Raw genomic sequence first — 6295 nt, forward strand, 5'->3', positions numbered from 1 at the left:
TTACACCTATTTATATTAGCGACTGCAAAGAAACGGAATATTTCGAGGATATGCAATCACCACAAATAGGTATTTTCGCTGTTTACAGTTTTCCAAATACTAATTACATGTTACTAATTTATAACAGGAGTGTAGGCTGGCTATTCTTTTTTTAGTAATTTTGTCGCTATCAATCTGTAATCAGTAATTCATAATTAAAAATATGGCAAACGAACTCGAACTGAAATACGGCTGCAACCCGAATCAAAAGCCTGCCCGTATCTTCATGAAAGAAGGCGAACTACCTATTGAGGTATTAAACGGACGCCCCGGTTATATCAATCTGTTGGATGCATTCAACAGTTGGCAACTAGTAAAAGAACTGAAAGAAGCTACCGGCCTTCCGGCGGCTGCATCATTCAAACACGTCAGCCCGGCAGGGGCTGCTGTTGCCGTAGAAATGAGCGACACGCTGAAGAAAATCTATTTTGTAGATGATGTAAAACTATCGCCACTGGCTACTGCCTATGCACGTGCACGTGGTGCCGACCGTATGTCTTCTTACGGAGACTTTATCGCACTGTCCGACACTTGTGACGAAGAAACAGCACGCATCATCAATCGTGAAGTATCTGATGGTGTAATTGCACCTGATTATACTCCCGAAGCCCTGGAAATTCTAAAAAACAAAAGAAAAGGAACTTACAATGTCATCAAAATAGATCCGGCTTACCGTCCGGCCCCTATTGAGCATAAAGATGTTTTTGGAGTTACTTTTGAGCAAGGCAGAAACGAGCTGAAAATAGACGAGAGTCTTTTGAAAGAAATGCCTACGCAAAACAAAGAAATTCCGGCTGAAGCAAAGCGTGACCTGATTATTGCACTAATCACCTTAAAATATACACAATCCAATTCCGTATGCTATGCAAAAGACGGACAAGCGATTGGTATCGGTGCCGGACAACAGTCACGTATCCACTGTACACGCCTTGCCGGAAACAAAGCTGATATCTGGTATCTCCGCCAACACCCGAAAGTGATGAATCTGCCCTGGATTGAAAAGATCCGCCGCGCAGACCGTGACAATACGATTGACGTTTATATCTCAGAAGATCACGACGATGTATTAGCAGAAGGTATCTGGCAGCAATTCTTCACAGAAAAGCCGGAAGTGCTGACCCGTGAAGAGAAACGTGCGTGGCTGGATACAATGACAGGAGTGGCTTTAGGCTCTGACGCATTCTTCCCTTTCGGAGACAATATCGAACGCGCGCATAAAAGCGGTGTAAGCTATATCGCACAGCCGGGTGGTTCTGTACGCGATGACCATGTTATCAGTACTTGCGACAAGTATAATATGGCGATGGCATTCACAGGTATTCGCCTGTTCCACCATTAAAAAGGATTGGTCTCAACTAATTTACAGTTCCATATTCTATTTTATCCCCATTTATAATGAGAATGAAGCAATTATTCCATTATAAATGGGGATTTTCTATGTCTCCGATACCCTCTATCTTTGCACCATCACATTAAAATAGAATCAAAGATGAATAAAATTGGAGTATTTTATGGTTCCACAACCGGAACAACAGAAGACCTCGCCCGTCGGATTGCAGAAAAACTAGAAGTTCCTTCCACACATATTTATGATGTATCCAAACTCACTGAAGCTTTGGTTAATGAATATGATGTATTGGTATTAGGTAGCTCCACATGGGGAGCCGGAGAATTACAGGACAACTGGTATGACGGAGTTAAAGTTTTAAAGAAATGCGACCTGTCTCACAAACATGTAGCCTTGTTTGGTTGCGGTGATTCCGATTCTTACAGTGATACTTTCTGTGATGCCATCGGAATTCTTTATGAAGAGTTGAAAGGCACTCATTGCAAGTTTTGTGGAGCAGTAGACACTGCCGGTTATACATTCGATTCTTCTACCGCTGTCGTGAACGGTAAATTCGTGGGTCTCCCACTCGACGAAGTCAATGAAGACGGTCAGACCGATGAACGTATCAGCACATGGGCTGAACAAATAAAGCAAGAAATCAGCTAATCTTTATCTCCATATTAAATAACAGTTTGCATTATGGCTACCGAAAGAATCATTCCCGGAGAAATCCGGATTTTCCTCAACCACATTTATGAGTTCAAGAAAGGCGTACGCAATATGGTACTCTATACGATGAGCAGAGAGCACGAAGAATTTGCTATCCGCCGGCTGAAGAATCAGAAGATCAGTTATATGATACAAGAAGTAGGTACTAACAAGATTAACCTGTTTTTTGGCAAGCCCGAATGCATGGAAGCCATGCGGCACATCATCATTCGTCCCTTAAACCAACTGACAGCTGAGGAAGATTTCATTCTGGGAGCCATGCTGGGATATGACCTTTGCCAACAATGCAAGCGGTATTGTAATAAAAAAGAAGGCATAAAGATAGCCGTTTAAAAAATAACTTTTGCATTGTTAGCTTTGTTTTGTATGTAGTTTGTCTCGAGTAGAATCGTTTCATAAAAACAGGTTTCCTTTAGAACATTTTCCATTGGAAACTTGTTTAATAAGAAACGATTCTCTCAACAACAAACTAACAACAAGCAGTATGGTGACACAGCAACAAGAACAAACCAAAGCCTACGTACTTGCAGGTATTTTCACTCTTTCACTACGATTGATAGTCGGCTGGACTTACTTCTCAGCTTTCTGGCGCAGACTTGTCCTCGAAAACAAGCTCATTCCGGACAGCAGCGGATACATCGGAGAAAAATTCAATCATTTCCTTCCCAACTCTATTGGTATCAAACCCATTATTGAATACCTGGTCAGCACCCCCGATTTACTTTGGTGGGCAATGCTTATTTTCACTTTAGTAGAAGGCGTTGTCGGGCTCCTTTATATGCTTGGTTTCTTCACCAGGTTAATGAGCATCGGTGTATTCAGCCTGGCATTCGGTATTCTCCTAGGCTCCGGCTGGCTAGGTACTACCTGTCTTGACGAATGGCAAATCGGCATTTTGGGAGTAGCCGCAGGGTTTACCATTTTCCTGTCCGGAGGCGGAAAGTATTCATTAGATCATTTGTTCCAATCCAAACTGTCCAAAAAGAAATGGCTTGTATGGCTCACCTCCGGTGAACTCCCGCTACCTATTAAGCAATTCAGTAAAGTGGCGATAACCGGAGCGATACTACTTTTCATTCTTACCCTATATACCAATCAAGAATTTCACAATGGTGTGTGGGGACCGCTACATAATAAATCAGTCAAACCAAAACTGGAGATATCCAATGCAGATATCCACAATGATGCCCTCAACTTTAAAGTATACCGTATAGAAGGTGCGGATGTATACGGATCATTCCTTATAGGTATTACTTTAAAAGATTCCAGAGGAAAGACCATACTTCAAAAAGATGGAGAAGAACTTTCCCGATTCCCTCTTACCGGAATTAAAAATGACTATATAGCCAAGGTAACTCCGGGCAAGCACAGCCTGATCATTCCGTTAGGGAGTAAAGCAACCCTTACAATAAAAGACAGCAGTCTACAGAATTTACCCAAAGGCAGGTATGAACTTACTTTGACAGACATAAGCGGGATAACCTGGAAGCAAGATATTACTGTCGATTAAGTAAAATCAGCAGCATCTGAAAACAAACAGAAGGTGGATATCAGTAAACTATAGATTGCCACAAGAATAGAATTCCCTCTGTTTCGCAAGCCAATGTTCCTCCACATTTTCTCCACTATAACATTCCTACGACATCGATTATCTATTTCAGTGTGAATTTTCCACCAGGTGAGATGCATAGCCATGCTAAGACTCACTCTAAAAGCTAAAATACAAAGTGTCACTTTTGACACTTTGTATTTTAGCTTCCCCATAGCTTCCATATTTCCGGTCTATCATCATACCCGATATTTTTATTCGACTCCAGAGCGTTAGAGATTTATCAGTATCACTCCTTTATGACATAAGACTCGTCACTCTGCACACTTTTTCTTTCGCTTTCCGCTCTCAATGCGAACTAATTTACCAAATATCTTCCCTTCTGCACTATCTGATTCAACCGACATAACGAATGAAATAGAAGAAAGAATGTTTTGAAACAGTACATTTTTACTCATTTTCAAGATACTGACGCTATCTTACAAGCATAGTTACGCTATTTACCAAGCATAGTGACGCTATCCGCCAAGCATAGTTACTCTATTTGTTCCTTATACTTACTCTATATTTCGTCTGACCTCGCTCTTCACCCCAACTCCCCCCCTACCTGAAGTACTCTGAGAGCCGGGCATAAAATAGAAAGCTTGGTTCTTGAAAGGTGCAGCCCCCTATTTGAAGCTTTTTATGATAATCAGGAGAAAGAAAAACACCGCTATTGAAATCAAAATGCAACCATATAGCAGAATATGCAAACCAATCGACTTTTTCATCTCTCCTATTAAGCAGATCGTTGCCCTTCAGTTTCTTTTTTATATCAATTTATCTTATTCACAAAATAAAAACAGACAAAATCAATATAATGAGCCAAAAGAATACTTATCTTTGTCCCATCAAGAACTAAACACTTAAAGATATGAAAAACAAATATCTACTAAGCCTTCTGGCAGCTCTCGGATTCTCCGGATGCAGCAATAACAACGTTTGGGATGAGCCTTGTTATTACGGTCCCGGTCCCGACTGGACTCCCGATGTCAAACTAACCACTCAGGTACAAAATGAAGATGAGGACACCATCAATGGAATCCGCGTAGTAGCCAGCTACAAAAATCAAAATGATTCATTAATTACAGATACTGCCTACACAGAATCACACGAGATAGACAACTACACGGTAAGCGGCATAGCAACCAGTACACTAAAATTCAAAGAGTACCCTCCCAAAAACAGTGAAATATACCTTGAGTATACCGATGTAGACGGTGAGAAGAATGGTGCATACCAGCAAAAAACAATAAAAATGCAGGAGCTCGGACAAGACAGAAAAGTCACCTTAATAAAAGAAGAAAAAAAAGAAGAAGAGGAAACTAAAGAATGAAACGTATCATTCCCTTATCTCCGCGTCGATGGCTGGCTTTAGAGATATTCCGCCGGATGAAACGCGAAAGAATAGAAGAACATCCCCTCAGACAACTATTTTGGGAATGTACATTACGCTGCAACGTACGTTGTCGCCATTGTGGTAGCGACTGCAAATCTTCTCCTTCTACTCCGGATATGCCTTTGGAAGATTTCCTGAAAGTACTGGACAGCATAGCCACACACACCGATCCGCATAACGTATTTGTAATCATCTCAGGCGGTGAACCGACCGTACGTGAAGATCTTGAAACTTGTGCCAAAGAAATAGCCCGACGAGGTTATCCGTGGGGAATGGTATGCAACGGACTTTACCTCACACGCCAACGGCTACACAACTTAATCCGCAACGGTATGAGCAGCATATCCATCAGCCTTGACGGACTGGAAGATGTACACAACTGGATGCGCCGCCATCCCGAAAGTTTCGACCGTGCAGTGAATGCCATACGCGAAATTACAGCCATTCCTGAACTGACATTCGATGTCATTACCTGTGTCACCCGCCGTAGCCTGCCACAATTGTCGGCCATGAAAAAGCTGCTTATCAGTCTCGGAGTCAAACGATGGAGAGTATCTACCATCTTTCCGGTAGGACGAGCCGCCGAAGAACCGGAATTTCGCATGAACGGAGAAGAATTAAAACAAGTACTCGACTTCATCCGCGACACCCGAAAAGAAGGAATAATCCGAGCCAGTTATGCCTGCGAAGGTTTCCTGGGAAATTACGAAGGTGAAGTACGGAACACACCTTTCTTTTGTAGCGCCGGAGTTTCAGTAGGTTCCGTCTTGATTGACGGTTCCATCAGCGCTTGTAGCAGTATCCGCTCCAACTATCACCAGGGCAATATCTATCAAGACGACTTCTGGGAAGTATGGCAAACGAGATTCCAACCTTACCGTGACCGTTCATGGATGAAAAAGGACGAATGTGCCCGGTGTAAATACTTCCGCTATTGCCAGGGCAACGGTATGCATTTGAGAGATAATGAAGGAAAACTGTTGGTATGCCATCTGAACAGATTGACGGAAGATTCTGCCAAATGACAGAGACAAAACAGTTTATAATATAAATGTCCGGTTTACCGTTATAATCGTTATATTGGCAGATAACCACACGATATAAACCCACCATATATAGTTACTAACTCCCCCAAGAATACCCATTTCAGGTGATTGCATGAAATCGTAAAAGCCTCTATCTTTGCAGTATCAGAATTGAATTAATTAGT

At 42.0% G+C, this 6295-nt stretch carries 6 protein-coding genes; all 6 read left to right on the forward strand.

The window, feature by feature from the left end; all coding sequences use genetic code 11:
- Positions 1-202: 202 nt before the first annotated feature.
- The 6 genes from HMPREF2794_RS22215 (at position 203) to HMPREF2794_RS22250 (ending at position 6110) form a co-directional block, all read left to right on the forward strand.
- Entirely contained in the window at positions 203-1378 is a 1176-nt protein-coding gene (locus HMPREF2794_RS22215; protein ID WP_010538446.1) for a phosphoribosylaminoimidazolecarboxamide formyltransferase, read from the forward strand.
- Positions 1379-1528: 150 nt separating this feature from the next.
- Positions 1529-2035, forward strand: coding sequence for a flavodoxin FldA (gene fldA, locus HMPREF2794_RS22220; RefSeq protein WP_070752731.1), 507 nt, complete (start codon positions 1529-1531; stop codon positions 2033-2035).
- Positions 2036-2068: 33 nt separating this feature from the next.
- Positions 2069-2431, forward strand: a complete 363-nt coding sequence (locus HMPREF2794_RS22225) for a DUF2023 family protein (protein ID WP_010538448.1) — start codon at positions 2069-2071, stop codon at positions 2429-2431.
- 151 nt (positions 2432-2582) lie between these two features.
- Complete coding sequence (locus HMPREF2794_RS22230; RefSeq protein WP_010538449.1) at positions 2583-3608, forward strand: TQO small subunit DoxD; 1026 nt, start codon at positions 2583-2585, stop codon at positions 3606-3608.
- 952 nt (positions 3609-4560) lie between these two features.
- Positions 4561-5022, forward strand: a complete 462-nt coding sequence (locus tag HMPREF2794_RS22245; protein WP_055269688.1) for a radical SAM-associated putative lipoprotein — start codon at positions 4561-4563, stop codon at positions 5020-5022.
- Positions 5019-6110, forward strand: a complete 1092-nt coding sequence (locus tag HMPREF2794_RS22250; RefSeq protein WP_055269686.1) for a TIGR04133 family radical SAM/SPASM protein — start codon at positions 5019-5021, stop codon at positions 6108-6110. The genes HMPREF2794_RS22245 and HMPREF2794_RS22250 overlap by 4 nt, the downstream gene beginning before the upstream one ends.
- Positions 6111-6295: the final 185 nt, after the last annotated feature.

Source organism: Bacteroides sp. HMSC067B03, from assembly GCF_001811315.1.
In the GTDB taxonomy this organism is placed as follows: Bacteria; Bacteroidota; Bacteroidia; order Bacteroidales; family Bacteroidaceae; genus Bacteroides; species Bacteroides faecis.